Raw genomic sequence first — 26,763 nt, 5'->3', positions numbered from 1 at the left:
CCTACCTTGCCGACTGCAAAATGGTATTAAATAACTCTTGAGCTGTCGTTAAAATTCGCGCTGCTGCGGCGTAACTTTGTTGATATTTTATCAGGTTAGCAGCCTCTTCATCTAGGCTTACCCCTGACACAGACTCAAACCAGTTTTGCGACTGAGCTTTCATTGCTTCTGCCGAGGCCAACGACACACTAGCCATAGACGCATCTTCACCAATTTTACCAACCATTGAGGCGTAAGCGTCATGAAATGTGCGAGGGTTATTTGTCGCTTCACTGCTTACTTGCACGCGATTTTCATTTTGTAGAGCCGCTAAATTAAGCGCATTGCTGTTGTCGTTAAATCCATCTGTATTATAGCCGATAGAAAAGCTATCACCCGGTTTTGGAATGCCATCTAGACTAAAATCAAAACCAGGGTAGTCGCTTAATGCAGACAACGCGGCCGGCCATGTTCCGCTATTTTTTGCCTGTTCGATAAGGTTGTTTAAATCTGTAGCGCCGGTTACGGTAGCGATTGTAGCGCCTGTTCCGTCTATGACGTCATATGAATTAGCGTTAGTGAAAACAATTTGGGCAGGTGCTGTATTATCGATACCACCCGCGCCATCAAAAGATGAACGGTCAACTCCCGCCCCTACAGTTGTGTTAGTCACAGCAACATCTATGACATTTGCACTACCCAAGTTAGAGCTATCTGCTCCAGCTCTAACCGGGCTTGCAAACGCTAAGTCCTCTGGGCGATTTGTTTCCAGCGTTATATTTGATGCCATATTTTTAGTAGGTTGAATGAGAAACTCGTTACCTACGGTGTATGGGTCGCCGCCTGCAAAGTCAACTTCTATGCCGCCAGGTAATTCGTTAAATCCAGCCGTAACGGTAAAGTTGGAAAAGATGATTTCATTTCCCGCACCGTCCTTTTTAGGTGTGCCGTCTGAATTAAGCAGTGTTATTTCAACCTCAGTAGGCACACCAGCTGCCACGGCCGTAACTTCTATTTTATAGTCTGCATCGGTTAATTCTGCGCCTTTACCTTCCGTCAGCTGTGCGGTCACAATATAGTCACCGTTGGTATCTTCAAAGGCTAGACCACGAAATGTTGGAATATCAAAAATGTTACTTCCCAATTGCCCATCTAAATCCATACCAAGCTTATTTTGGACATTCATTGCATCAGCGAATGCAACAGACAGCTGACCAACGTCACGCATAGTTGGACCTAACACTTCATTTCTGTACCTAAACAATCCGCCAAGAGCTCCCCCTAAATCCTCTTCTATTACACGAATGGAAGCGTCGCCTTTGGTTTGTGAGCCAAAGTTGGTTTCTAATTTAAGTTCTTTAAACGCCAAATCGGCATTGGTATTTAGTTCAAATAAGTTGAAGGCACCGTTTTCTAACACCAGCGATTCGCCAGAGGTTAGGTTTACCGTTACCGCACCGTTTTGTGAAGTGCTTTCTTTTACTGTAATTCCCATGATTGAAGCCAGTTCATCAAGGGCCTGATCCCTTTCATTGAGAAGCGCACTTGGCTGATCACTCGTATTATTTCCGTTTGCAATAATGATGTTTCGATTAAGGTCGCCTATGTTGCCGATAAGGGTATTGGCTCGGTTCATCATTGAAGTGAACTCTAAGTTAATTTCTTCTTCTTTTTCTGACATGTAGTCAGACAAGGTCTTCATTCTCTCGAATAATGACTCAGATTTACCCAGCACTTGATCGCGCGACGCAAGATTAGTTGGATCATCTGCCGCCGTTTGTAAGGCGGAGAAATACTCACTCAGCCCCCGAGATATAGAATTTGCCTCACTGGCTAGGAGATTATCGATTGTTGCCGTTTTATTTGAAAATGCTTCAAGCTCACCGACCGATGTGATATCCCTACGTAGTTGATTTTGAGCAAATGCGTTGATAACACGCTCGGTATTGCCTATCTCTACTCCAAAAACTTGACTGTTTTGAAGTTCGGTACGCTCTCGAACGTACCCCGGTGTATTCACGTTTGCTATGTTGTTACTTGTGGTTTGTAACAACTTGCCGCTGGCGTTCACGCCACTGGTAGCTAATGAAAATAAATCAACAGAACTCACGATAAAATCTCCAAGGCTATGGCATTAACGCGTTAAAACGGTCACTGTTATACACCGCCATTATTTTGTTAGCGTATTCAGGGTCTGTTGCGTAACCAGCTTCCTGAAGAGCGCTGGTGTATCGCGCAGCATCAGAAGCATTCTCAACAGCATGACTGTAGCGAGGCTGAGAGGTAATAAAGCGGCCATAATCTTCCATCGCGTCTTCTACCGAGGCGTAAGATCTAAACGCTGCTTTTTGTTTTTGCGGCAATCCATTGTTAAATTCGAGTGTATCTACCACGGCCTGATCACCCTGCCACCCTTTATTGGCCTTTATACCGAACAAGTTGTGCGAACTACTTCCATCTGCTTTATGAATAACGAACTTGCCCCACCCTGTTTCAACTGCCGCTTGGGAGACAATAGCTTTAGGATCCATGCCATATTTGGCCGCCACTTTTTCAGCAACGGGCATTAAGCTTTCAATGAACTGTTCTGGAGAAGCAAACATGGCGTCTTTTTGCGCAGACTGGCTTTTGATTGACTCTGAAACCAGCGCCACTTCTTGGGCTTGCTTAACTGTGTCTACTCGGCTTCTGTTAAGTGAAGATAAGTCGCCATCGCTTCTAATGACGCTTGCAGGGGTGTAACTGTTTTCAGATTGGCCTAATTGTTTAACGATAACATCAGCCAGCCCTAAACCACCTCCAGACGTTAAGTCAGTAGCAAGCTGTTGGTCGTGCATATCTCGATAAAATTTGACTTGTTCTGAATTAAAAGGGCTGTTTTCATCTGCCAGTGCGTCTTGGGCTTTACGCATGGATTTCAGCATCATTTGCACAAATATCGCTTCGAACTGCTGCGCAGCTTCTTGCAAAACTTCGTCATCGCCTGTTGCAATGGCTTCGCGCATTTTATTAATGCTGCCCATGTCATGGACATTTCGTGCCATATCAAGCTGATTTTTTGTGCTGAAAGATTCCATGCTCACTGTACCGTTAGATAAATGTACCGTTAAATAATGACGAGCTCACCACGTAAAGCGCCTGCTTGACGTAATGCTTCTAAAATTGCCATTAAATCGCCTGGAGCGGCGCCAACTTCATTCACTGCGCGCACCAATTGATCAAGAGTTACCCCTGGCTCAAACTTAAACATGCGGCTGTCGGCTAAATCCACATCTACAATAGACTGTGTTGTGACCACCGTTTGTCCATCTCCAAATGCATTTGGCTGAGAAACTTGTTGGTTTTCAGCAATAGTTACGGTTAGGCCCCCATGGGTGATAGCCGCTGGAAGCAATCGAACATCGCTACCAATAACAATAGTGCCCGTACGACTGTTTATTACTACCCGCGCTGGCGCATCGGCAGGTGTGAAATCGAAATTCTCCAACGTTGCTAAAAATCCTACGCGTTGACCAACATCACGAGGGGCAGTAACACGTACAGACGCAGCATCAATAGGTTTGGCGATAAGGTACCCATTCTCAGGTTGCGCCCCTAAACGTTTGTTGATGGTATCTGCTAAGGCTTTGGCAGTTGAAAAGTCCGGATAATGTAAGTTAAGTGTTAGTGTATCGCCGTGAGCAAAGCCGCTAGGTACTGATTGTTCAACCATTGCACCATTTGGAATTCTGCCAACAGTGGGAGTATTAACGACAATGCGAGAGCCATCGCCACCTTCTGCGCCAAAACCGCTAACAACCAAGCTGCCCTGAGCTACCGCATAGACTTTTCCATCAACACCGCGAAGAAAAGTTTGCAGCAATGAACCACCTTGTAAACTTTTTGCTTCACCCACAGAGGAAACCGTCACGTCAATTGTCTGACCTGGTTTACTAAACGCAGGTAAGTTAGCGTGAACAGCTACGGCTGCTACATTTCGTGTATTTGGACGAATATTGGGGTCCATTCGAATGCCAAAATTCGCCAGCATGGTTCTGAAGCTCTGTTCTGTGAACGGGTTTTGCTCTCCCGTTCCAGGAAGACCTACCACTAAGCCATAACCAATTAGCTGATTCGAACGCACTCCTTGAATGGAAGCTACGTCTTTTATTCTTTGAGCATTTGTTGATTCAATGCTGGCAACAAATAGGCACATGCCCCAAAATAATAGTGAAAGAATACGCATCATCACACTCCCCGCCTAAAGCGGCCACCAAGAAGACGAAAAGAATTTGGTAAGCCAACCTTTTTCCTGCGCTCTAGCAAATGTGCCAGTACCACTATATTGAATGCGAGCGTTGGCAATTTTGGTCGACTCTATTTGATTGTCAGGGTTTATATCTAACGGCCTGATTATGCCGGTAAGACGGATGTATTCGTCGCCGTGGTTAAGTGTCATCCACTTTTCCCCACGAACAATCAGGTTCTTGTTGGGCAAAACGTCTACCACTGTCACCGATATTGCACCTTGTAAGCTGTTCGTTTGGTTAGCAGCAGCATCACCAGCAAAATCGTTCGACGCACTCAAGCCAAACTGAATTGACTCACCACCAATGTTGATCGGATTACCCGCCAGACCAGTAATAGGCTGAAGATCGGCGTTAGTATCTCTTGATGTGCTGGTATTCGCCGATTTAGTCGCCGCCGTATTCTCGCTAAGCACAACAGTTATAATGTCGCCTACCTGACGTGCAGTGACATCGGAATACAAGCTATTAGCCAAGTGTGCGCGAAAAAGTGAACCGTCTTCAACGAGTGATTCCTGAGGATAATTCGGGACAACTGGCGCATAAAAAGGGTCGTTCGCTTGCACTCGACTGTCAGTGGTACTTTGGCAAGCGAAAAGCAAACCACATAATAAAACAGTAATTGCGCAACGCATTATCATTTCCCCTACAGCTGCTGTATGACTTGACCAAGCATTTGGTCAACTGAAGAGATTACCTTAGAGTTCATTTCGTAAAGTCGCTGACTCTCAATAAGGTTTACTAGCTCTTCTGTCACGTTAACGTTTGAGGTTTCAAGGGTGCCTTGAGAAATCATTCCCAATCCTTGAAGACCTGGAATACCTTGAATTGGTGCGCCACTTGATGCCGTTTCAACAAACAGGTTTTGACCAATAGGCTGCAGACCCGTAGGGTTTACAAAATCAGTAACATTCAATTGACCCAACAGCTGAGGTTCAGCTTGTCCGCGAATACTCACGCTGATTTGGCCATCTTGAGAAATAGTGATTTGCTGTGCATCGGGTGGCACTGTGACCTGTGGCTGCAGTAAATAGCCTGCACCTGAGGTTACGATTTGGCCTTGGTCATTCATACTGAACTGGCCATTTCTGCTATACGCTAACGTGCCGTCAGGCTGCAAAATCTCGAAGTACCCTCTACCTTGAATCGACAAATCAAGCGCGTTTTCAGTAGTAAGTAGGTTGCCTTGAGTATGCGCCTTTTGTGTAGACACCACTTTAGAACCCGACCCTAGCATTAACCCAGAAGGTAATTCGGTATCCGCAGATGAACGGCCGCCTGGTTGATTAATGTTTTGATAAAGCAAATCTTCAAATACCGCACGGTCTTTTTTAAACCCGACAGTTGATGCGTTTGCAAGGTTGTTAGATACCACCGCCACATCGGTTTGTGCGGCATCTAGTCCGGTTTTACTTATCCACAATGCTGGATGCATGTTAACCTCCGACGTTGCTCGTGTGGCAACGATGATAAAAATTCAATTACAGGATGCGTAGCAGCATATTGCCGCGAGTATCAAGCTCTTCAGCTTGTTTCATAACCTTCACTTGAAGCTCGTAGTGTCGTTGAAGACTGATCATGTCTACCATCTCTTCAACGGCATTAACGTTTGAACCTTCGAGCATGCCAGACATCACTTTGACGTTAGCATTGGCGGGTGCAACCGAGCCGTCTTCCATACGAAACAAGCCATCATTGCCTCGCTCCATATCAGCGTAATTAGGACTAACTAATTTAAGACGACCAACTTCTTCGATAACGCTTGCAGGTGCTCCTAGTTGCCTCATCGACAACGTACCGTCAGCTGCTATGTTCAAGTTATCTAAGGGAACTGGAAGAAAAATTGGACCATTGTCGCCTAACACCATGCGATCATGAATGTCTGTCAAAATTCCGTCAGCACCAAGCTTGAAGTTTCCGTCTCTCGAATACGCTTCTTGGCCGTTTTCGTCTTGAACCGCGAACCAACCATCACCTTGAATCGCTACGTCTAAATCGCGACCTGTTTTAATCATCGGGCCCGACTCATAGTTGTTAGACGGGCTTTCAGTCATAGAAAAAACACGAGTAGGCAAACCTTCGCCGTACGCCGGCATTGACCTTGCCTGCTCGAGCTGAGCTCTGAAACCCGTAGTTTGTGCATTAGCCAAGTTATTGGCTCTAATCCCAGTTCCCAAAAGGTCTTGAGATGCGCCACTTGCTGCAATGTAGAGGAGTTTGTCCATGACTGACTTTTGACTCTGATTAAACCTTAAACAAGATTTTGCAAAGGCAGTGCCAATCTGTGGGAATTTAGGCCAATTAGAAAATTAGAAAGGTATTAACTTGAATTATATGGAAAAATAAAAAGGCCGCTATGTTGCGACCTCTTCATTTTGGGGCTATTTAGCGCGCTTTTTCGCGCCTAAAAATTGCCGCTTTGGGTTTCACTTAACGTGATTTAACGCTATCTATCGAATGTTAAGGATAGTTTGGTTTAGTGAGTTATTAACTTCAAGCGCTCTCGAGTTAGCCTGGAAGTTACGCTGAGCAATGATCATATCAATGAGCTCAGTGGTCAGGTTAACGTTCGCCTGCTCAAGTGCAGAAGAGTTAATCTCACCAAATGTACCTGTGGTTGCTTCACCTGCTAGTGCTTCACCTGACAGTATACTCTCTTTCCACTGAGTACTGCTCTCTTGTGTTAAACCTTGCTCGTTAGAAAAACGAACTAAAGCAACACGAACAATAGGCTCAGATGTACCATTTGAGAAAGTGGCACGTACCAAACCATCAGGACCGATATCGATACCCGTTAGTCGACCTACTGGCAAGCCGTCTTGTTCTAATGACGTTACTTCGAAGGCTGACGCAAACTGTGTGGGTTCATTTGGGGTTGCGCTGCCTGGCTCTAGGTTAAAATCAATGCTGATTTGCTGAGTCGGATCAGAACCATTGGCAAGAATCCCTGCCCCTAACGCTTCAGTTTGCATCTTAAAATCTAGTGTCGGTAACCCGTCAGGTGTTTCCATCCCTGAGAAGTCACCGCCTTGAGAGAAAATAAGTTTTGACGCTGTTACTGCATTACCCGTGTTGCCTCCCACAGAGTTTACTGCTGTCGCAGGATCTGTATCGGCGCCAGTCGAGTCTGTCATATCAACCAATGTGTCATCAATTGCAGTTGCAACGTACCACTCATTATCAACACCCGCCGCGTTATCTTTAATGAAGTAATAAGTCATGACATGGCTATCACCCAATGAATCATAAACAGTTACCGATGTTGCAGCGTTGTACGTTAGCGGATCTTCAGGGTCGAAATCTTGAGGATCTAGCGCTGCATCACCTGCGGGTAAGTTCATACGAATATCAACTTCAGTAGTTTGCGCAGGTGAACCAGAAGAGTCTGGGATACGCACTGGCTCAGTCGTACTCAATGCTACCGATGCACTTGTGCCGTCGGAGTTTACTGGAAAACCTAATAGGTTGTCGCCGTTACTGTTAACAACAAAGTTATCGCTGTCCAGCTTGAATTGACCCGCGCGGGTAAACGAGAAATCGCGTGACGTAATTTCAGGTACCGTCGCAAAAAAGCCATTCCCTGTAATCGCTAAATCAAGCGAAGTATTAGTAAACTGAAGACTACCTTGAGAGAATTGCTGGGCAACTTCTTGCGTTAGAACACCGTCGCCTACTTTCGTTTTACCACCTGAAAGAAGTGATGCCGCATAAACGTCACCAAACTCAGCACGTGATTCTTTAAAGCCAACAGTATTTACGTTTGCGATGTTGTTGGCGGTTACATCCAAATCTTTTTGTGCGGCTGAAACGCCACTCAGTGCAATATTAAAAGACATTATTGATTCTCCTACTAACTGCCGATTTGAATGACGTCATCAAGATTGATACTGACATCACCATCCAAATTCAAAATTACGCCTTGACCACTTCCGGCCAAACTCACACTTCCAACGTGGCGATTAACGGCAGTATTCAATTGAACACCTTCACCATTTAGCTCGCCGTTGGCACTAATTACATATTCGCCTGGCGCCATCAGGTTGCCATGCTTATCTTTGCCGTCCCATTCAAACTCAATGTTACCGGCGCCTTGCGTACCAGCATCAATGGTTTTTATTACTTCACCGAATTGGTTCTCAATAGAGATAGTCATATTTTGAACGGTTTTCTCGTTCACAATAACACCAGAGATACCGTCACCTTCGTTCGCCATGTAGCCAACGTTGCCTTGTACCAGAACATTCTGACCAATTAAGCTAGAGGCTTGCAGAGCCTGATTCGATGTCATTGAAGCCGCAAATGCGCCAAACTGTTCATTAAGCTGAGAAATACCATCAGCCATGGTAAATGACGTCATCTGCGCAACCATTTGGTCATTGTCGACTGGCTTGGTCGGATCCTGATTAGCAAGTTGCTCTGTCAGCATTGCAAAGAAGTCTTCTTGCGATAACTGTTGTTCTGTTCCATCGGCAACTTTGACAGTTTCTTCCTGCCAATACAGTTCATTATTTAAGCCAGTGTTGTTTACTGTATTCACTGATTAATCCTCACATTATTCAAGCGACACATTACTGCCCTTGACCTAACTGCAATACACGGCGGAAGATGCGTTTGGTTGTGTCTGCTACTTGCACGTTTGTCTCGTACGCTTTAGACGCTGACATCATGTTAGCCATCTCTTCTACGATGTTAACGTTAGGCTTATAGATGTAGCCATTTTCGTCTGCCATCGGATTGTTTGGTGAGTACTCCACTTGCAAAGGGGCATCGCTTTCGACTATCCCTCTAACTTGAACACCTGCACCTTTAGACTGGTCACGCATGGCGTCCTGTAGTGCTGTAGCAAAAACGGGATGACGTGCTCGGTATGTCTCGTCATAGCTGCTGCTTACCGAGTTTGCGTTAGCAATGTTACTGGCCGTAGTATTCAAACGTACGTTTTCTGCCTCCATTCCCGTACTCGAAATTTGCATTACGTTAAATAAACTCATGACTACTGACCTCCTGAGCTAAGCGCTTTTTTCATGCCTTTAATTTTTCCGTTCAGAAACTCAAGGCTAGCTTGGTAGCGCAATCCGTTGTCTAAAAATCGATTTCTTTCCGCTTGCACTTCAACAGAGTTACCGTCGCCAGTATCTGGTTGAGTAGGTATGCGGTATTGCATGTCAAAGTTTGCCGCCACTGACGTAGGATTGCCGCTTAAGTGGCGATCATTGGTTCTAACCATTCCTGAAGAGGAGTGACTAGCAACACCACCTGAAGCCTCTCGCATTGCCGAATGCATGGCTTTATTGAAATCAATGTCTCGCGCTTTATAACCAGGCGTGTTTGCATTGGCTAGATTCCCGGAAATCACTTCCATACGCTCGGTGCGTATATTTAGTGCTGACTCGTGAAAGCCCACCAGCTTATCTAGATTAATAGCCATAACATGACCTCTGACATACTTAAAAACTGTTTCATAGTGACGGGTTAACGAAATGGGGTATTACCAATGTTTTCGTTTTTCCGTCGTTTGTAGAAATAGTTAGCAAGGCAAATGCCACAATGAGTTTTTGACGGGAAGAATTGAGAGAGAGATTCGGCCTGATTTCAAAAAAACATATATTTATCAGGCCAATAGGTTAGATCATTTTTTTTGGTAGTAGAGACCAGGGTGGCACTTAACCATACTATAAATTTCACTTGCAGCGCTAATTGATTCAGAGGCGCCAAGGAATAGAACACCTTGAGGCTGCAATTGCCCGGCAATTTGTTGCAGGATCCGTTGCTTAACTTCAGCCGAGAAGTAAATCAACACGTTGCGGCAAAATACGATGTCAAATCGGCCAAGTGCTGCATAGCTAGAAAGCAAGTTCAAGCTTCTGAAACTCACCATACGACGAACTTCAGGTTTAACCTGCATCAATCCATTTTGCCCTTGTTGGAAAAAGGCTTGTCTGCGCTGAGGTGATAACCCCCTTGCTAGGGAAAGCTCATCGTAAATTCCTAGCTCGCTCTTTTTTAGCATCTCGGAAGACAAATCTGTTGCAACAATTTCAACACCGCCGCGCAAAGCGCCGGGACGCTGACGCTGAAACTCTAACACCGACATTGCAATGGAGTATGGCTCTTGGCCTGACGAACATGCAGCACTCCAAATTCGTACTTTTTGATTTTTCGCAGCAAACGCGGGTAATAAATCTTTAACCAATAAGTCAAAGGGATAGTTGTCACGAAACCACAAAGTCTCGTTGGTTGTCATTGCATCAATGACGTCCTGTAATAAATTCCTATCAAAACCGCGCACAACTACATCAATCAGTTCGTCAGCCGATTCGTATTTATGCTTAAAAAGTAATGACGCCAAGCGGCTACGCACCAGGTATTGCTTATTATCACCTAACACGATGCCGCATTGCTTTTCCAAAAACTCTCTGAACTTTTGGTAACTCGCTGAAGAAACGTCTTTGTTAGCCAATCCCATGTTGCTCCGTTATTCGCACTCTGTCATCAGCCACTTTTGCACAGCGGTAGCAAGTTCATCGGGGTGGAACTTCGCGATAAAATCGTCCGCGCCAACCTTTTGCACCATAGCCTGGTTAAATACACCACTAAGCGACGTATGAAGAACGACATGAAGCTTTTGTAGTTCTGGCGTATTCTTGATTTCCGCTGTCAATGTGTAACCATCCATTTCGGGCATTTCAATGTCTGACACCAGCACACCAACGCGGTTCGTTACATCGCCGTATTCTTCTGCAATTTCCTTCAATCTATTTAGCGCTTCAAGACCATTTTTAGCCAGCTCGATTTCAAGACCAAGCGAGGTAAGCGCTTTTTTCACCTGATTTCTCGCTACTGCTGAATCGTCGGCAATGAATATTATTTTATTTTCCTGACCTTCAGTACTTAACCCTTCAGCGACGTCTTCACTTACCTCAGCATTCAGCGGAGAAATTTCATTTAAAATTTTCTCTACATCGAGTATTTCGATGAGTTCATTTTCAACTTCAGTGACTGCGGTGAGGTAACTTGCACGCCCTGTCCCCTGCGGCGGAGGCATAATAGCATCCCAATTGGTGTTGATGATTCGCTCAACAGCACCAACTAAAAAGCCTTGAACAGAGCGATTGTATTCGGCAATAACGATAAATGCATTAGAGAGGTCTTCAATCTTACGGCCTTTGGTCGCCATGCTTAAATCGATGACAGAAATTGTTTGTCCGCGAATATGTGCCACACCACGAACCAACGGATTTAATTTTGGCATCGCTGTAAGTGGTGGACACTGAAGCACTTCCCGCACCTTGAATACGTTAATGCCAAAGCGTTGGCGGCCGTTCAGTCTAAACAGCAACAGCTCTAAGCGATTCTGCCCTACAAGCTGCGTTCGCTGGTTTACTGAATCTAAAATCCCCGACATAGGTCACCTCTAAGTAATACTGGGCATGATCATTGCCTCTTACGATAAAGATAGACAATATCACTAAAATTTTGCAGGTCAAACGACAGAAAAATGACACTAACCATCATTTATGGTCGCCAGATGGGTTTCCAGCGCTGCTGAGTAAACGCCCCTGCGTTGAGACTTAAGCTCATTGGCCTCAATAAATCACGTTACGGAAACTAAGTTTCAGTAATCGTAAACTGGCTGTAATAAGCATAGCCAATAACTTGTAAACTGAACACGAAAAGTCATGATGAAAAAGATAAACGTCAAAATGCGCAAAACATTCACTCGCTTACTAACGCTTTCTGCCTTTAGTGTTTTTTCTATTTCCGTATTGGCAGCACAGTCTAACCACGAGCTCGTTGAAGCTGGAGCAAAACAATACCTTTTATCACAACTCGCTGATAATACGCAGGATACTAGCATTGATGTGGATATTGTGAAGATAGACGATAGGATAAATGTTCCAGACTGTCCTACAGGTTTTCAGTACAACGCGTCTGAAGAGTCGTTGAGCCAGTCATATATTTCTGTGCGCGTAAGCTGCAAAAACAATGAATGGTATCTCTTCACCAGCGGCCAAGTTACTCGAACTAAAGAAATAGTTGTTACGCAAGGTGCAGTTAGCCCAGGCACGGTACTTACATCATCGAATTTATCGCTGGCAAAAGTTGATGTAAGACGCCTACGCCACACCGCCTTTACAGATTTAGAAGCGCTGATTGGAGCGAGAATGAAACGCCGCGCTACCGATGGCCAAGCTATTCAATCAAATATGCTATGCTTTGTATGCAAGGGCGATAGAATTACCATCACAGCGGAGCTATCTGGCATGGAAGTGAAGACTGCAGGAATTGCTCAGCAAGATGGCGTTGTAGGTGACAATATTAAGGTTATTAATGCCAGTAGCCAAAAGGCGGTAATCGCAAGAGTCGCAAGCTCTGAAGAAGTCGTGATACACTTATAGCAGAGGCAGTGAATATCTACTTTTTTGTTCACATTTTGGCTAAAGAATTTAGCCAAAAGGCCGATATACTTTATAGAGGCAAAAAGTAGTGAGGATTATTTATGGCAATTAACAATATAAACAATGGGTTACCTAAAACGCCCGTTGATAATGGTAAGGTTGCGCAGCAAAACCAGACGCAACAATCACCACAACAAACATCGGCGCAAGCAGCGCAAACTGCACCAGCTGCGCGTCAAGACTCTGTGTCTTTGACTCAATCAGCTCAGCAGTTAAACCAGGTTCAAAAGAAAGGCTCTGAAGCGCCTGTGAATCAAGAGAAAGTTGATCGTCTTAAAAAGGCAATTCAAAGTGGTGAGTACAAAGTAAACCCAGAAGTACTCGCTAATAAGATTGCAAAGCTAGAGTCTGAAATCTTTAGTGCAAAGTAACTATTGAAACTAAATTAATTAACCGAGAAGTGTCGTGACTGAACAGGTAACCCCGTTAACTCAAGCAATTTCAAAGCAAGTGGAGCAGCTTACTTCACTTGCTGGTTTGCTTGAAAAGGAATTACACCTAATTAGTTCACGAGATGCCGAATCTTTAATGCGTTTGCTTGACGAGAAAACCGAACTACTTACGTCTATTCAAGCACTCGATGGAAGCATTGAACGCACTATCAAAAGCTCTGAGCCATTGTCTGAAGAAAATGAGGCAATGCTGGAAACGGCAAAACAACTTCTAGAAGATTGTAAATACCGCACTCAAGTCAATCAAAAAGCCGTAGAGCAAGGACAGCTCCGCCTCACACACTTACGAAATTTGATGATGGAAGTTCGCGCAAAAGAATCGCTCACCTACGACAAAAAAGGAAAGCCGAAAGGCGGAAGTTTGGGTTCTGGGGTGAGCGCATAGTTTGTAGGCCAAGCACTATGCTTGGCCTAGTCTTAAGTATCTGAAAGATAAAAATCAAAGTGCTGTACTATATACAGAACACATACTTCGCTAATAGTATTTAACGTCTTTCACTCTTCGAGGTTTCGCAGTCGTCAAATAAATGTCGTAAACCTGCTGCATATCTAAAGAAAGCTCGGTTACATACGTGTCCTCTCCTACAGGATACGCTTTTATTACCTCCGCTCCTCTTATCACCCCTTCAACGGATGCTTTAAGGGTTTCACTGTCAACGATTAGGTGAGACAGAGACTGGTTGCCTTCAATTTTTTGACCATATACCTGTTCGGTTAACTCACGATAAGCATCTAATTTTGACGCTTTCATAGCCATAATGAGCTTCACACTATCACTGTCCCCCCGTTGAGACGAAATAGGTGCATAGCCTACTGCATTCAGAACTGGGTACGTTTCAGGCTCTACGGTTTCCCACTCTACGTGTTTATCAATTACGCCGCAGCCCGCAGTAGTTATCGCTAAACCAAGAATAGAAGACAGCAAAAGTACTTTAGATTCTTTCAACATATTCAAGTACATATTATTTATCCTAATTAGCATCAATAGAGAGAAACAGGTGCATTGTTCATTTAATTACGCCTATTTGTTTGCGCCTACCTATTTGCGCTTATCTACTTGCGATATCTGCAAGATATGCGCCCATTTGTATTAAATAGCGATATCTGGCAGAAATTGGCACCCTTTTCGCATTACTATTTGCAGAATCTCAGATGTAACTTAGCGCATAGACATAGCGCAGACATGAAACCTATAGAGGTGTGCGGTGCGACATATTAGCAAAACTACACTGGCGACCCTTTTTAATGCTCTGGTGGCGGTAGTTTGCCTATTTGCATTTTTCGTCGGGCAAGCGAATGCCGTGTGGTATGAAGCAACGGGTCAGGCAGCGGTATTAAACGGTGACAAAGAGCAAGCTAAACGTGAAGCTACACAAGAGGCCTTAAAGCAAGCAATGCTATTTGCAGGTGCTTCCGTACATAGTGTGGCCAAGCTTACTAATGGGTTACTAAAAAATGAGGAATTGACTATTAGTTCCACTGGCGAAGTTGAGCAGTTGGAATTGGTAAGTGAAACCTACAATGGCGATTTCGTGACGGTGAACATACGTGCTGATATTTTTCCAAAGGGAAAAGTCTGTAAGGCTCAGTACGATAAAAAGCATTTCGCCACAACCCTTTTTAGAGTAAAAGACAGAACGCAGTTGACCCAGGGAAACATTCCCAACTTTGACAGTTCATTTACTCAACGACTCGCCCATGCCATGCGCGACAAAACAGAGAACCTAAGCATCTCTTACATTGCTCCCACTACCACAAAATTTGATAGCCGTTTCACTGAACAAAACGTACGTACACTTTCGGCGCAAAGTAATACGCAGTATGTGTTGGTTGGCATAATAGACGATTTAAGCGTGACCTATGAGGATGGTTCATTTTTTGCGCCTTGGAAAGACGCAACCTCGTACCGCGCATTCGCAATGTCTCTTCAAGTTTATGACGGGATTAATGGTGGATTGCTTCTGACTAATTCATACCAAGGTCTAGGACAATGGACATTCGATAAGTTTGAAGATGTTGATGAAAACTCAGCATCATTTTGGAAGTCGCAATATGGTCGAGCCGTAGACGAAATTATTGAAGAAGCTATAGATGATATTAAAGAGGCGACTTCTTGTCAGCCTGTCACGGGCAGAGTGATCAATGTTGCAAGAGAAAACATCTCTGTTTCTCTTGGCAGGGACAACGGTATTTCTGAGAATGATGAACTATTCCTTTATCAATCGAAAGAAGTTATCGATAACCGAGGGCGAAAGTATTTACAGTACACGCTGTTTCCAGGTCGCTTTGTAGTTAGCCGTGCCTTTGGCAATTCATCGCTTGTCAAAAATGAAAGCACCGGAATTATTGCAAATATACAAGAGCATGATTTTGTAGTTAAGAAATAAGCGCACTTCACTAGCTATTTGGACACTGTGCTATCTGTTTAAACGTATGTACTTTCAATTACATTTCATTGATTAAACTTGGGGTTTCGTATTTCACCGAACTACGTATAATAAATAATACTACGCACTAGGTCCCTATAGTTTAATGGATAAAACAAGGCCCTCCTAAGGCTTAGATGTTGGTTCGATTCCAGCTGGGGACGCGTATTCAGTACTACAAATAATCTTAAACTTTTGTGAAAAGCTTAATCTCTCCTTTGTTTTTTATAATCTTTAGCTAATTCTCTTAAATTAAAACCCACACAAGCTGATTAAAAATTAAACACAAAAGCCAACCCTTCATCTAAACAACACGCTCCAAATCACTCTAGCTCTTAAAAACCTAAGCGCTTTGGGATTAATTTTCATACCTTTATACAGCACCTTCAGCTTTACCAACTTCGAATTGATTAAAAATAGGCATTTTTTTCCCAACAAATACCCTACAAAAGTATAAAAATGACCGCAATTCTAGCCCAAGATTAAAATTTAAACTAAAGTATAAATATCAAGAGTCCATTTCATAGAGGTCACCCTACAAAAGCAAAGTTTATGTTTTTTTTCAAAGTGTTAGAAAAGCCAATCCTCCATCAGTCATATAACCACCGGCTATTGAAAGCCTAGACTTATACATTCCCATACCTTAATTCTTTTTAAATCATATGGTTGAATAAACGCAAGAGTATGCTGGCGGTAAAGTGGCGTACATCTTCTAGATAATATTAAAAACACAACTGCGTCATCTACCTACGTTGACGATTTAGGGAACTTTAGGGATTTACACATGAAAAAACGCTTAGCTTCACTTGCACTACTTTCAATGCTATCGGCTTCCACTATCGCAGCAAATAGCACGTTTCAAGCAACTGTAAACGCTATTTCTGATGCGGCAATTGCTCAAACTACAGCACTTAACTTCGGTGCAATGCAACCAACTTTGGGGGCGACTTGTTCGATGGATAACGCTGGTGCGGTTTCAGGAAGTTGTGATGCAACAAATGCAAATATTGCCATTGGCCTTATTACGGTTAGTGGGCTGACCGCTAACGTACCGCTAAACGTTACTGTTCAAGGGCAACCAGGCACAAACGTGGCCTTCACGTCAGAGTTTGATGTTAACGGCGCTGTAGGTGTTCACGACAACAACCCAGATAACTCTACCGTAGCAGTAACCACTAACTCTACTGGTGATAACCTTACGCTAGACGTATATGGTTCAATGGAAGTAACAACAGCGCTTGTTCCTGGCGATACATATACAGCGAACTATATTGTGGACGTATCATTCCAATAACGACCACCATTTCAGGGCGTTTTTAAAAACGCCCTTCATCTTCTTGCCTTAGTAGTCTGGATGTTTAAGAGCATGTATCGCTTTCCTCTCTTTTTTCTCGCGTTTTCAGTAATTTCAATATTATTTTCATCTCAGGTTTCAGCTAATATCGCGCTCTCAAAATTTAGAGTTTATTTTGATGGTAAAAACAGAACAGCATCCCTTCAATTACGAAATACGGGTTCGCAAGATTTCAAATATAGCGCTGAGCTAATTTTAAACGCAATGACCGAAGAAGGGTCGATATACGCGGTAAGCGACGACCCATTATCAGCCAAGTCATTTGTTCGATTTTCCCCAAAACGAGGGACAATTTCTCCGGGAGAGCGGCAAGCAATTCGCTTTGCTTTGAGAAAACCCTCAGGGCTGTTAGATGGTGAGTATCGAGCAGTGTTGCGCATTGTGACCGAACTCGCTCCAACAACGGGTGGAAACGTAAACCTGGCCAGTAAACTCGCGTACAACGTTCCAATTATTGTGCGCCATGGCGACGTTGAAGCAGAGTCTACCCTCTCTTCACCAAGCACATTAATTTTCAACGGCCAGCCTCACTTACAGTTATGGCAAACTAGAACAGGTAATCGCTCATTGTTTGGCAATTTCATTGTAGAAACAAAAGAGGGTGAAGAAATTGGCGTACTCAACAATGTTGCGGTCTACCAGCCTCTGGAGCGCAGAAAAATACTTATACCTTTAACTAACGCTGTTGATGGCGATGTTATAATCCGCTATTCGGAAAACAAAAAGTTTGGTGGTGATATTACGCTTTCATTGCCGTTTACGCTTTAGTCACTCACTGTCTGTTACTTAGATGTTCCGGTTTATCGCGTGTTTGCTGATTGCGTTCTCATCAAATGCGCATTCAGCAGACTGCGAAATCCCTAAATCATTTAAACGAGTATCATTAAACGAAGACAATTTTTACATTACCGTTCTTCGCTTAAATGGCAGACCTATTTGGGATGGAATGGACCTTTATGAAGTAGACGGCCGTTTCTTAATTCCCATCTCCCTTCTCGTCGACGCCATGGGGCTCACGTGGGATATTAATATTCCCTCCAATAGTATCGCTTCAAATGCAACAGAAGCACAATGTAGTTTCAACTTCACGCTTTCATCTACTCATTCAACTTCGGGTGATACGCCATTATGGTCAAAAGATGAATTTGATCTTTACATTGACCTTGCAGTGTTACCTTTATTAATTCCTATTACCTACGAGTTCGATCGGTCTCTACAGGTACTAACTATGGCGAGTAAAGACCTAGCATTTATAGATACGACTCAAGAAGAAAGTATCGCCCCAACGCTTTACGTAAAAGAAGACACCACCGCAGGACGCGTCATTGGCGATGCGTATACGCTCTACACCTCTCCACTATCAGGATATAGAGTCTCGCTTCAAAACAATAACGCTCAATCACAACGCGTTGCTTTGAGCGTAAACTCAACCTTCGATCTACTGCAACACGCCACTAATTTCAGGGTGAATAAAACTGATAATCAAAGCCAACACTTCTTACGCTTTTCCCGTACATTCAATGACATGGCAAACGTTTATAACGACAACGGCCTTACCTATGAATTTGGTGACATACAACTTCAAGGCGATAACGTGGTGCTCACGCCTAGTCAGTCTTTGGGTGCTGTTATTCATAACAATGACAGCTTGGGTAGAGGTAATTTTTCAAAAACTACTATTGAAGAATTTATTCTACCTGGCTGGCGTGTACAGTTATTTAGAAACGGACAGTTTATCGATGAACGCTTTAGCGACGACGAAAACAAAGTATTGTTCGAAGACGTTGACACCTTTTTCGGCACGAACCATTTTGAACTGAAACTTTTCGGACCTGAAGGACAATACGAAACGCGCAATCAGATAGTTGATGTCGGTAGAGACCAGATACAGAAAAACAAAATTGATTTTAGTTTTGGCGTTAGTGACAACCAATACCGCCTTCTTGATGGCAAAATTTCAGACAATGGCTTAGGTAAGGCTGCCCTTGCAAGAGCGGGGGTCGGATTGACCGATACCACAAGCCTATCGGGTACCTATCAAAGACTTTGGTTAAGCGATATACCTCAAAACTATTATACTGGAGCAATTAACACACAGTTACCCGGTTCATCGCTACACATTTCACTCACCAAACAAGAAAACAATGGTCACGCATCTTTTATAGGTTGGAATGGCAGAACTAATCAAGGTATAGCTTTCAATTTCTCCAGCCGCTATCTAGATGACTTTACTAGCCAAAGGTATACAGAAAACTCGCTTGTTAAGAGTGAGACATCGATGCGCGTTAACGGGCAGCTAGATCTCTTTGGCCGACTGGGATGGAATGCAAACCTTTCTTATCTCACTTTTAAGAAAACCTCAGACAGCGCAAGATTGGGGTTAAATATGAATAATAATTTTCTAGGTGGCACATTTTCAGGGGGAATCGTTGTCGGTAATAATGTAATAGAACCGCTAACGGGCAGGCTTTATTACTCAAAGCAAATAGAAGGTTGGCAGATTTCAAGCGCATGGGACTTTACCCCCTCTGACAGCTTCGATACTGAAAACTTTTACGTAGCGCTTCGCTGGCCTTATCTTCAATCACAACACAGAGAAACACGCGTTCAATATCGTGCAAATGGCGATAAAAAACTTGAAATTCACCATCAACACAATTGGAGCTTTGACTTTATTAATGTTGGTTTTGGTGGCGCTTTCGGTGAAGGTGGCGATTGGTCAATAAACCTAACCTTAACAGGTAACCTCAACTATAACCCATATAGCAAAACATTAAATTTTAATCGTGCTTCTTCGCCCGTGGCAGGACGAGTTGATGCTTTTGCATTCTTAGACAGCAATAGGAATTCGCTTTACGACCCAGATGAAATGCCCCTTGAGAGTGTTAGATTCCAAGGTAACGCTAACTGGAGGAACGAGTATACTAACGGTGAAGGGAAGGCCCGCTTAATTACTTTGCGCAACTCTCAGACGGTATCAATAGATGCTACGTCTTTACCCGATTTATATATGATTCCGGCTGATAAGAATGTCGAGGTCATTACGCACAGTGGAGGAATAAACAGAGTTAATTTCCCCGTTCACACTGTTAGCGATGTAGAAGGAAACGTGTTTTTAATGAGCGATACACAGAGCCGCGGCGCTCCCCGTGTTTTACTCAACGTTGTTGATGAAAGCGGCGAGAGTATTGCCAGCACATTTACAGAAAGTGATGGTTACTTTTACGTGTCGCAGCTGCCCCCAGGAAAGTACAAACTGAAAATAGACGAGGAGTATTTACTAAGAAATGCGCTCACGATAGACAGTTCAACACTGTCTTTTGTTGCACCTTTAGAAGGTGATGCTATTTACATGGATGATATTAAATTGACCAAAGCCAATATCAAACAAAGTCAGAATGAGTTAGTGGATGATGCTTTGGTTGCACAAGCGCTTCATTACAATACGAATTTCATTTACGAAATTCAAATAGGTATATTTAGGCACGCTCGGTCAATTTTTGAAGTTACCAAACACCTGCCGGTTTCTACATCAATTCAATATTATCGCAACCATGATATTGCAATGACTTACGTCACCGTAGGAGGTTTTAATTCCTTAAAAGAGGCAACTCAACTATTAAACACTATTCAAACCCATCCAGTGTTTGCATACGCTTTTATAAGCCCAGTTACGCGTTATCAAGGGAATAAATGGAGTGAAGTGTTTATTGTCGATGAGTCTGAAAACACGATTACTGTCGATGAGGTTTTATCAAAAAACACAATTAAAACGCATATGTGCCAGTTATCTGCCTATCTTTCAAAGCGCTCAATAAATCCTGAAATTCAAGCCACGCACTCTGAGCTTCTTCTTGTTACACAGCAAGTAGGAGAGCAGAAACTGTATCGCCTTTTGGCACCTTTAAGGAATGGAAAAGACTGTGTCGATGACTATCTCGACCATCAGTATCGCGAAAAGCCGTTTATCGTTTCCAGTGAAACACGTTTAAATTGAGCGCTTACGTTATTGAAAGTTGACGTTTACGGTATACGCCGCTTGATAAACACCATCAGCTTGAAGGTTACTTAGCACTTCCAAATTACCAAAAATGCTGATGGTCAAAGCATCAGAGTTTTGAATAGTGGTAACAGAAATACGCTGATTCACATCGACATTACTTCTTAAAACACTATCGACCATTATTTCTGGTTGATAACGAAGCACGCCGTTGTCTGAACCAACCACTTCTATTTGATACTCTTGGTTGGCAACAAGCCCAGAAATGCCAATAACACCTACCGATATATTTTCGTGGCCACTCATACAAGCACCAGAAACAACACCCGTATTGTCGAGCGCACAGCTTGATCCCGTTTGATTAAAAATGCTTCCAAAATGCAAAGCGCTAGATTCAGAGATAATTGGTTCATCGAACGCAGTAACTGAAGCTTGAAAAACAGACGCAGCAGTCACCGGGACACTTATCATTGAAAAGCTTAGCATCACATAACGTAGTGGCATAAATGCAAAAGTCGTTGAACCATACGGCCAAGTATAAGCTATTATCCTAATAGTGCAGAATAATTGTTTAATATCGCCTGTTAGCATTTTTAAAAAATGTGCAATCTTTGGTTCTTTTAATGCATAAATGCACTGTTCTTGTAAAATCACCCTTCCCTAACTAGCCCGCTTTAAGATGTTAAGGCTAATACGGAGAAAAGAATGGGACAAAGCAATGATAGTGATGAACTGAACTCATTCTTCGATGAGATGAAAGACGTTCAGCGTATAAGTAGTAACGATGTGGCGAATCTTCATGATCCAGAAAAGGCGCTCGCTGAAAAACAAAAGCGCGCCTCGCAGCATTATTCAACCCGAGAGAAGCTAACCAACCCTTTGAGTATGGAAGGCGTAAAACCAGTGCCCTCTGACGATTTTATTTATTTTCAGCAGCCAGGCATTCAAGACGGCGTATTCAAAAAACTTCGCCTTGGAAAGTATCCTCTGGAAACTAATATAACCTTGTCAGGAAAAACGTTAGAGCAAAGCCGAGATCTTATCTACAGTACGATTAAATCCAGCCACGAGCGAGGTGTAAGGGCGCTTATCATCAAACACGGTACGGGAGAGAACAGCAAACCGTTTCCCGCTTTGAAGAAAAGTTACGTTAATCATTGGCTACGAGAGCTAGATGAAGTCATCGCTTTTCATACTGCGCAACCTATGCATGGTGGACTCGGAGCAACCTACGTGTTACTGAAAAAGCATCCTCAGCAAAAATTGATTAACCGAGAGAAAAATAAGAAGGGATAAACGTGCTAGTTGGAAAAGCTTAGAAAAGAGTCAACTTGTATCAAGACCAACCAGGAAGCAGTCTTTGATGTCGCTTTTTCAAGCGCTCCAATGATTAACGCCCGTATCAAGAAACTTGATACGGGCGTTAGAATTTTTCTTTCAGACTACTTAACTGAAGACAGCACACTTAGCGTTGTTGGAGCTTCGGCAGACTTCGCAGATGTGCTAAAAACAGCAGTTACGAACATCAGCACTACAGCTACAGCCACTCCGGTTAAGCCAAACCCTTTAGAAGAACGATTCATTGGTCGTCTCTTATTATTTAAACCAACTAAGCGACATGCTTTTTGTTGGTACAACCCTAACTCAACTCCTGTAACCTAAGCGCATTCCTTGCTACGTCTACAATAGATCAGTGACAAACCTATGACAAGAGCAAAAATCAATTTTTTGACGCTTTGCCAAAGGTTTGACAGCAAACTAAAGTATGTACATTTATTAATCGGTATCTTTTATGGGCGTTAACAGGGGTTTCCCCCTGTTTTAAAGCTTAACAATTTACTTAACCAACGAACTTACGGGCATTTCTAAAGATACGCATCCACGCACCGTCTTCTTGCCAATCGTCTGGGCGCCACGAGTTTGCTACAGCTCTAAATACACGTTCAGGGTGCGGCATCATAATAGTGCTTCGCCCGTCCTGTGAAGTTAAGCCTGTGATCCCCTGCGGTGAACCATTCGGGTTTGCTGGGTATTGCATGGTTGGCTTGCCATAGTTGTCTACGTAACGCATCGCCACCTGTGCGCCAACTTGTGACAGCGCGTTGTCATTAGCAAATTCAGCCTGACCTTCACCGTGCGACACAGCAATTGGCATACGCGAGCCTGCCATACCATCAAGCAGTACAGATTTAGACTCCATCACTTCAACCATAGCAACACGGGCTTCAAATCTCGCCGACTGGTTAGTGACAAAGTGCGGCCAGTGCTCTGTGCCAGGAATCAGTGATTTAAGGTTAGATAGCATCTGACAACCGTTACATACACCTAAACTGAACGTATCGTTGCGGTTAAAGAAGCCTTCGAACTGATCGCGAGCCATGCTGTTAAACAATATAGACTTCGCCCAACCTTCACCTGCACCTAATACGTCGCCGTATGAGAAACCACCACAAGCAGCAAGACCCGCAAACTGTTCTAGGGTAATGCGGCCAGCCAACACGTCACTCATGTGCACATCGATAGCGTCGAAGCCAGCACGAGTAAACGCCGCTGCCATTTCAAGATGCGAGTTAACGCCCTGCTCTCTTAATATCGCCACTTTTGGCTTAACGCCTTTGGCAATATAAGGCGCCGCAACGTCTTCATTTACATCGTAAGACAACGCCGCATGCAAACCAGGGTCAGCAGCATCTTGCTTTGCTGCGTGTTCTTGTTCAGCGCACTCTGGATTATCGCGAAGCTTTTGCATTTCAAACGTGGTTTGTGCCCAAGTAGTGCGCATTGATACGCGGCTGTCAGCAAGTACAGCAACGCCGTTGCGACTAAACTCAATCATATCTGTGCTATTTAGCGTACCGATATCATGAGTCAATTCAGTTAACCCGTACTCAGCCAGTACTGCGTTAGCCGCGTCCATATCGCTTTCAAGCACTTGGATTACGCCGCCCAATTCTTCATTGAACAATACGGCAATATCGTTTCCAACAAGGCTATCAAGGTTAACGCTCACCCCTGTTTTACCTGCAAAAGCCATTTCAGCAACGGTAGTAAATAGGCCACCGTCTGAACGGTCGTGGTATGCACAAACCAAACCTTTCTCGATAAGCGCCTGCATAGCGTCAAAGAAGGCTTTAAGACGGGAAGCAGAAACGACATCTGCTGGGCTATCACCAAGCTGGGTGTAAACTTGTGCCAAACAGCTAGCGCCCAAGCGATTTTTACCTTCGCCCAAATCTAGTAGCAACAAGCGGCTTGCGCCTTTGTCAGTGCGTAGCTGAGGCGTTAGGGTTTTGCGAATATCTTTTACGGCACCAAACGCTGAGATAACCAGTGAAAGTGGAGAAGTCACCGCTTTATCTTCACCGTTTTCATTCCATGCCGTTTTCATCGACATTGAGTCTTTACCCACAGGAATGGTTAGACCAAGCTCTGGACAAAGCTCTTCACCCACCGCTTTTACGGCTTCATAAAGACCTGCATCTTCCCCTGGGTGTCCGGCTGCGGCCATCCAGTTTGCAGACAGTTTAATGCGTTTAATATCACCAATATTCGCTGCGGCAATATTGGTTAACGCTTCACCCACCGCGAGACGTGCAGACGCGCCGTGCGATAGCAATGCAACTGGCGTACGTTCACCCATCGACATTGCTTCACCGTGGTAGGTGTCAAACGCTGTTGCGGTAACCGCCACGTCGGCCACTGGCACCTGCCATGGACCTACCATTTGGTCGCGGCTTACAAGGCCGGTAACCGAGCGATCGCCAATGGTAATAAGGAAGGTTTTCTCTGCCACGGTAGGCAAAGATAAAATGCGATTTGCTGCATCACTTAAGGTAATGCCAGCCTCATCTAGTGCTGGCGAGCTAACCTTAGTTGAGCTTACGTCGCGGTGCATTTTAGGCGGCTTACCTAAAAGTACATCAAGGGGCATATCGATAGGTTTGTTATCAAACTGGCTGTCGATAAGGTTTAAGTGCTGCTCGGCAGTGGCTTCACCCACAACCGCAAAAGGTGCGCGTTCGCGGGCACAAATCGCTTCGAATACCGGCATATTTTCTGGCGCGACAGATAAAACATAGCGCTCTTGAGATTCGTTACACCACAGTTCTAGCGGTGTCATGCCAGGTTCATCAGACAGTACTTTTCTAAGTTCAAAGTTACCGCCGCGGCCACCGTCATTAACCAGCTCAGGCAGCGCATTTGAAAGACCACCTGCGCCCACATCGTGGATAAACTGGATTGGGTTGTTATCGCCTAGCTGCCAACATGCATCAATCACTTCCTGACAGCGACGCTCCATTTCAGGGTTGTCACGTTGCACTGAGGCAAAATCTAAATCTTCATTCGACTGGCCAGACGCCATAGATGACGCTGCACCGCCGCCAAGGCCGATGTTCATCGCAGGGCCGCCAAGTACAATAAGCTTAGCGCCTACCGTGATTTCGCCTTTTTCGATATGCTCGCGACGAATATTACCTAAACCACCGGCTAACATAATAGGTTTGTGATAACCGCGCACTTCAACGCCGTTGAAGCTATTAACTTCTTGTTCGAACGTTCGGAAATAACCCAGTAGCGCAGGACGACCAAACTCGTTGTTAAACGCAGCCCCACCTAGTGGGCCTTCAAGCATAATATCGAGGGCACTCACGATGCGCTGAGGTTTGCCATATTCAGCTTCCCAAGGCTGCTCAGCACCAGGTATACGTAAGTTAGATACGGTAAAACCTACTAATCCTGCTTTAGGTTTTGAACCACGACCAGTAGCACCTTCATCACGGATTTCACCACCAGAGCCTGTTGCCGCACCTGGGAAAGGTGATATTGCGGTTGGGTGGTTGTGGGTTTCTACCTTCATCAGAATATCAATATTTTCATGATGGTATTCGTATTGGTGTGACTGAGGGTTCGGGAAAAAGCGCCCTGCTTGCCAGCCTTCCATGACCGCTGCGTTATCTTTATACGCTGAATACACATGATCAGGTAACAACTCGTAGGTGTTTTTGATCATTTTAAACAGCGATTTTTCTTGTGCTTCGCCGTCAATAGTCCAGCTAGCATTGAAAATTTTGTGACGACAGTGCTCTGAGTTTGCTTGTGCAAACATATAAAGTTCAACGTCGGTCGGGTTTCTGCCTAGCTTGGTAAAACTGTCAAACAGGTAGTCAATCTCATCATCAGCCAATGCAAGACCTAATGACACGTTTGCATTTATAAGCGCCTCTTTGCCTTCGCCTAATACGTCTACACTGGTAAAGGTGTTTGCTTCAGTGTGTGAAAACAGCACCGCCGCGTCGTCAGTGTTGGTAAAGACTGATTCAGTCATTCTGTCGTGTAAGAAGCTAGCAACCAATGCAAAATCATCTTCGCTTAATGCATTTTCTGTTTCGATATAAAACACACAACCACGTTCTATGCGGTTGATATTTTTTAGACTACAGTTGTGAGCGATGTCGGTGGCTTTAGAAGACCAGGGAGAGATAGTGCCGGGGCGAGGAGTGATGAGGAAGAAGGTTCCAGAAGGGGTTTGTGCTTGCCTCGCGGGGCCGTAAGTGAGCAGCTTCTCGAGTATCTCTATTTGCTGCTTAGACAAGTCACCTTGGGAATCGACTAGGTGAACATATTCGCTATATAGGTTTTTAACCCTAACGCCGGATTGACCCAGCTTTGCAATCAGTTTAGTTTGGTTAAACTCTGATAGTGCAGGAGCGCCTCGAAGGACCAACATATTGATTTACCTGGTTTGTTAGAAACAACGACCACCAATGCGACACGTTGCCTCTTGGATTGATGAGTATTTCGGCGCG

Annotated in this window: 24 protein-coding genes and 1 tRNA gene; 10 read left to right on the top strand and 15 right to left on the bottom strand. The window is 44.1% G+C overall.

The genetic code is table 11. From position 1 onward, the window contains the following. Position 1 precedes the first annotated feature (1 nt). The 12 genes from flgK to ACHUFN_RS08460 all read right to left on the bottom strand — a co-directional run bounded on the left by flgK (position 2) and on the right by ACHUFN_RS08460 (position 11,670). Complete coding sequence (flgK, locus tag ACHUFN_RS08515) at positions 2-2,089, bottom strand: flagellar hook-associated protein FlgK (protein WP_394221914.1); 2,088 nt, start codon at positions 2,087-2,089, stop codon at positions 2-4. A gap of 16 nt (positions 2,090-2,105) precedes the next feature. Continuing rightward, the gene (gene flgJ / locus ACHUFN_RS08510) at positions 2,106-3,056 is read right to left on the bottom strand and encodes a flagellar assembly peptidoglycan hydrolase FlgJ (protein WP_394221913.1); all 951 of its coding nucleotides are present in this window, start codon (positions 3,054-3,056) and stop codon (positions 2,106-2,108) included. 29 nt (positions 3,057-3,085) lie between these two features. Continuing rightward, positions 3,086-4,204 (bottom strand): flagellar basal body P-ring protein FlgI, encoded by a 1,119-nt coding sequence (locus ACHUFN_RS08505; RefSeq protein WP_394222103.1) that lies wholly within the window; start codon positions 4,202-4,204, stop codon positions 3,086-3,088. Between the two features lie 15 nt (positions 4,205-4,219). After that, positions 4,220-4,900, bottom strand: coding sequence for a flagellar basal body L-ring protein FlgH (gene flgH / locus ACHUFN_RS08500; RefSeq protein ID WP_394221912.1), 681 nt, complete (start codon positions 4,898-4,900; stop codon positions 4,220-4,222). 11 nt (positions 4,901-4,911) lie between these two features. Beyond that, on the bottom strand, positions 4,912-5,700 hold the full coding sequence (gene flgG / locus ACHUFN_RS08495) for a flagellar basal-body rod protein FlgG (RefSeq protein ID WP_394221910.1): 789 nt from the start codon (positions 5,698-5,700) through the stop codon (positions 4,912-4,914). A gap of 46 nt (positions 5,701-5,746) precedes the next feature. Continuing rightward, positions 5,747-6,490 carry a flagellar basal body rod protein FlgF gene (locus ACHUFN_RS08490; RefSeq protein WP_394221909.1) on the bottom strand — a complete coding sequence of 248 codons (744 nt, stop codon included), beginning with the start codon at positions 6,488-6,490 and terminating at the stop codon, positions 5,747-5,749. A 225-nt stretch (positions 6,491-6,715) separates the two neighbouring features. Next, the gene (flgE, locus tag ACHUFN_RS08485) at positions 6,716-8,101 is read right to left on the bottom strand and encodes a flagellar hook protein FlgE (RefSeq protein WP_394221908.1); all 1,386 of its coding nucleotides are present in this window, start codon (positions 8,099-8,101) and stop codon (positions 6,716-6,718) included. A 14-nt stretch (positions 8,102-8,115) separates the two neighbouring features. Further along, the gene (locus ACHUFN_RS08480) at positions 8,116-8,802 is read right to left on the bottom strand and encodes a flagellar hook assembly protein FlgD (RefSeq protein WP_394221907.1); all 687 of its coding nucleotides are present in this window, start codon (positions 8,800-8,802) and stop codon (positions 8,116-8,118) included. 31 nt (positions 8,803-8,833) lie between these two features. Beyond that, a complete protein-coding gene (gene flgC / locus ACHUFN_RS08475) occupies positions 8,834-9,256 on the bottom strand; it encodes a flagellar basal body rod protein FlgC (protein WP_394221906.1) in 423 nt (140 codons plus the stop codon). Positions 9,257-9,258: 2 nt separating this feature from the next. After that, positions 9,259-9,693 (bottom strand): flagellar basal body rod protein FlgB, encoded by a 435-nt coding sequence (gene flgB / locus ACHUFN_RS08470; RefSeq protein WP_394221905.1) that lies wholly within the window; start codon positions 9,691-9,693, stop codon positions 9,259-9,261. 201 nt (positions 9,694-9,894) lie between these two features. Further along, the gene (locus tag ACHUFN_RS08465; protein WP_394222102.1) at positions 9,895-10,725 is read right to left on the bottom strand and encodes a CheR family methyltransferase; all 831 of its coding nucleotides are present in this window, start codon (positions 10,723-10,725) and stop codon (positions 9,895-9,897) included. Between the two features lie 15 nt (positions 10,726-10,740). Beyond that, a complete protein-coding gene (locus ACHUFN_RS08460; RefSeq protein ID WP_394221904.1) occupies positions 10,741-11,670 on the bottom strand; it encodes a chemotaxis protein CheV in 930 nt (309 codons plus the stop codon). Positions 11,671-11,947: 277 nt separating this feature from the next. On the opposite strand from ACHUFN_RS08460, the gene flgA reads away from it, so the two are divergent. The 3 genes from flgA (at position 11,948) to flgN (ending at position 13,561) form a co-directional block, all read left to right on the top strand. Continuing rightward, positions 11,948-12,664 carry a flagellar basal body P-ring formation chaperone FlgA gene (gene flgA, locus ACHUFN_RS08455; protein WP_394222101.1) on the top strand — a complete coding sequence of 239 codons (717 nt, stop codon included), beginning with the start codon at positions 11,948-11,950 and terminating at the stop codon, positions 12,662-12,664. A 101-nt stretch (positions 12,665-12,765) separates the two neighbouring features. Next, complete coding sequence (flgM, locus tag ACHUFN_RS08450; protein ID WP_394221903.1) at positions 12,766-13,095, top strand: flagellar biosynthesis anti-sigma factor FlgM; 330 nt, start codon at positions 12,766-12,768, stop codon at positions 13,093-13,095. 34 nt (positions 13,096-13,129) lie between these two features. Next, the gene (gene flgN / locus ACHUFN_RS08445) at positions 13,130-13,561 is read left to right on the top strand and encodes a flagellar export chaperone FlgN (RefSeq protein WP_394221902.1); all 432 of its coding nucleotides are present in this window, start codon (positions 13,130-13,132) and stop codon (positions 13,559-13,561) included. A gap of 90 nt (positions 13,562-13,651) precedes the next feature. Here the strand turns inward: flgN and ACHUFN_RS08440 are convergent, their stop codons facing one another. Next, a complete protein-coding gene (locus ACHUFN_RS08440; protein ID WP_394221901.1) occupies positions 13,652-14,137 on the bottom strand; it encodes an LPP20 family lipoprotein in 486 nt (161 codons plus the stop codon). A gap of 244 nt (positions 14,138-14,381) precedes the next feature. Between ACHUFN_RS08440 and ACHUFN_RS08435 the strand changes: the two genes are divergently transcribed. From ACHUFN_RS08435 to ACHUFN_RS08415, 5 genes are all read left to right on the top strand, one after another. After that, the gene (locus ACHUFN_RS08435; protein ID WP_394221900.1) at positions 14,382-15,563 is read left to right on the top strand and encodes a flagellar assembly protein T N-terminal domain-containing protein; all 1,182 of its coding nucleotides are present in this window, start codon (positions 14,382-14,384) and stop codon (positions 15,561-15,563) included. 131 nt (positions 15,564-15,694) lie between these two features. After that, a tRNA-Arg gene (locus ACHUFN_RS08430) sits at positions 15,695-15,766 on the top strand. A gap of 620 nt (positions 15,767-16,386) precedes the next feature. Beyond that, positions 16,387-16,896: a hypothetical protein gene (locus ACHUFN_RS08425; protein ID WP_394221898.1), complete on the top strand. Its 510-nt coding sequence runs from the start codon at positions 16,387-16,389 to the stop codon at positions 16,894-16,896. 60 nt (positions 16,897-16,956) lie between these two features. Then, positions 16,957-17,724 carry a fimbrial biogenesis chaperone gene (locus ACHUFN_RS08420; RefSeq protein ID WP_394221897.1) on the top strand — a complete coding sequence of 256 codons (768 nt, stop codon included), beginning with the start codon at positions 16,957-16,959 and terminating at the stop codon, positions 17,722-17,724. Positions 17,725-17,746: 22 nt separating this feature from the next. Next, positions 17,747-20,953: a carboxypeptidase-like regulatory domain-containing protein gene (locus ACHUFN_RS08415; RefSeq protein ID WP_394221896.1), complete on the top strand. Its 3,207-nt coding sequence runs from the start codon at positions 17,747-17,749 to the stop codon at positions 20,951-20,953. Between the two features lie 9 nt (positions 20,954-20,962). On the opposite strand, the gene ACHUFN_RS08410 is transcribed toward ACHUFN_RS08415, so the two are convergent. Next, positions 20,963-21,427 carry a DUF4402 domain-containing protein gene (locus ACHUFN_RS08410; RefSeq protein ID WP_394221895.1) on the bottom strand — a complete coding sequence of 155 codons (465 nt, stop codon included), beginning with the start codon at positions 21,425-21,427 and terminating at the stop codon, positions 20,963-20,965. Between the two features lie 234 nt (positions 21,428-21,661). Here ACHUFN_RS08410 and smrA point away from each other — a divergent pair, with 234 nt between their 5' ends. Together smrA and ACHUFN_RS08400 are read left to right on the top strand one after the other, a co-directional pair. Next, positions 21,662-22,252 (top strand): DNA endonuclease SmrA, encoded by a 591-nt coding sequence (smrA, locus tag ACHUFN_RS08405; RefSeq protein WP_394221894.1) that lies wholly within the window; start codon positions 21,662-21,664, stop codon positions 22,250-22,252. 9 nt (positions 22,253-22,261) lie between these two features. Then, the gene (locus ACHUFN_RS08400; RefSeq protein WP_394222107.1) at positions 22,262-22,618 is read left to right on the top strand and encodes a hypothetical protein; all 357 of its coding nucleotides are present in this window, start codon (positions 22,262-22,264) and stop codon (positions 22,616-22,618) included. Positions 22,619-22,796: 178 nt separating this feature from the next. Here the strand turns inward: ACHUFN_RS08400 and purL are convergent, their stop codons facing one another. Beyond that, entirely contained in the window at positions 22,797-26,684 is a 3,888-nt protein-coding gene (purL, locus tag ACHUFN_RS08395) for a phosphoribosylformylglycinamidine synthase (RefSeq protein WP_394221893.1), read from the bottom strand. Positions 26,685-26,763 lie beyond the last annotated feature (79 nt).

The organism is Alteromonas gracilis, from assembly GCF_043642145.1.
GTDB lineage: Bacteria > Pseudomonadota > Gammaproteobacteria > Enterobacterales > Alteromonadaceae > Alteromonas > Alteromonas gracilis_B.
This window is presented reverse-complemented; position numbering and strand designations above follow the sequence as displayed.

Bases quoted from the DNA above. Each gene is read 5' to 3' on its own strand.
- flgJ (WP_394221913.1), bottom strand. From the start codon at position 3,056: ATGGAATCTTTCAGCACAAAAAATCAGCTTGATATGGCACGAAATGTC.
- ACHUFN_RS08505 (WP_394222103.1), bottom strand. From the start codon at position 4,204: ATGCGTATTCTTTCACTATTATTTTGGGGCATGTGCCTATTTGTTGCC.
- flgH (WP_394221912.1), bottom strand. From the start codon at position 4,900: ATGCGTTGCGCAATTACTGTTTTATTATGTGGTTTGCTTTTCGCTTGC.
- flgG (WP_394221910.1), bottom strand. From the start codon at position 5,700: ATGCATCCAGCATTGTGGATAAGTAAAACCGGACTAGATGCCGCACAA.
- ACHUFN_RS08490 (WP_394221909.1), bottom strand. From the start codon at position 6,490: ATGGACAAACTCCTCTACATTGCAGCAAGTGGCGCATCTCAAGACCTT.
- flgE (WP_394221908.1), bottom strand. From the start codon at position 8,101: ATGTCTTTTAATATTGCACTGAGTGGCGTTTCAGCCGCACAAAAAGAT.
- flgC (WP_394221906.1), bottom strand. From the start codon at position 9,256: ATGAGTTTATTTAACGTAATGCAAATTTCGAGTACGGGAATGGAGGCA.
- flgB (WP_394221905.1), bottom strand. From the start codon at position 9,693: ATGGCTATTAATCTAGATAAGCTGGTGGGCTTTCACGAGTCAGCACTA.
- ACHUFN_RS08460 (WP_394221904.1), bottom strand. From the start codon at position 11,670: ATGTCGGGGATTTTAGATTCAGTAAACCAGCGAACGCAGCTTGTAGGG.
- flgA (WP_394222101.1), top strand. From the start codon at position 11,948: ATGAAAAAGATAAACGTCAAAATGCGCAAAACATTCACTCGCTTACTA.
- flgM (WP_394221903.1), top strand. From the start codon at position 12,766: ATGGCAATTAACAATATAAACAATGGGTTACCTAAAACGCCCGTTGAT.
- ACHUFN_RS08440 (WP_394221901.1), bottom strand. From the start codon at position 14,137: ATGTACTTGAATATGTTGAAAGAATCTAAAGTACTTTTGCTGTCTTCT.
- ACHUFN_RS08425 (WP_394221898.1), top strand. From the start codon at position 16,387: ATGAAAAAACGCTTAGCTTCACTTGCACTACTTTCAATGCTATCGGCT.
- ACHUFN_RS08420 (WP_394221897.1), top strand. From the start codon at position 16,957: ATGTTTAAGAGCATGTATCGCTTTCCTCTCTTTTTTCTCGCGTTTTCA.
- ACHUFN_RS08415 (WP_394221896.1), top strand. From the start codon at position 17,747: ATGTTCCGGTTTATCGCGTGTTTGCTGATTGCGTTCTCATCAAATGCG.
- ACHUFN_RS08410 (WP_394221895.1), bottom strand. From the start codon at position 21,427: ATGATAAGTGTCCCGGTGACTGCTGCGTCTGTTTTTCAAGCTTCAGTT.
- smrA (WP_394221894.1), top strand. From the start codon at position 21,662: ATGGGACAAAGCAATGATAGTGATGAACTGAACTCATTCTTCGATGAG.
- purL (WP_394221893.1), bottom strand. From the start codon at position 26,684: ATGTTGGTCCTTCGAGGCGCTCCTGCACTATCAGAGTTTAACCAAACT.